The organism is Treponema endosymbiont of Eucomonympha sp. (assembly GCF_001028545.1).
Map to the genome: position 1 here is coordinate 1 of NZ_BBPW01000482.1, position 545 is coordinate 545.

1 protein-coding gene is annotated in these 545 nt (G+C 64.6%); it reads right to left on the reverse strand.

Annotated elements, in window-relative coordinates:
* The coding region (locus tag AWU74_RS07685; protein WP_162505045.1) for a FecCD family ABC transporter permease at positions 1 to 545 on the reverse strand (545 nt) is incomplete at both ends.

The window sequence follows — 545 nt, forward strand, 5'->3', positions numbered from 1 at the left end:
CCGCGAAGAACGGCGCGCCGACGAGCGCGGTTATCGCGCCGACCGGCAGTTCCGACGGCGATACGACGGTGCGCGCGGCGACGTCGCTCGCCGCCAGCAAACAGCCGCCGAAGAGGAATGACATAGGGACGACAGCGCGGTGGGTCGAACCGACGAGCTTCCGCGCGGCATGAGGCGAAATCAAATCGACGAAGCCGACCGCGCCGCTCAGCGCGACCGCGCCGCCGCTCAGCACCGTGCCGTATAGGAACAGCAGCTTTTTGACCCGTTCCGTCTCTACGCCGGCTGATTTCGCCTGTTCCTCGCCGAAGGTCAGTATGTCCATTTCTTTCGCGTACCGCATGACGCCGAACATGCCGACGGCGCAGAACGGCAGAAGCAGACGGACGTGCGCCCAGCCCTTCAGCGAGAAGCTGCCCATTTGCCAGACGAGCAGGCTCTTCAGTTCCTCGCGGAAGAGCGCGAGCAGCGTGGTCAGCGCGGCGTTGACGAACAGCGAAAACACCATGCCGAATAGGATGACCGTGTTGTTCGACAGCGCGGGG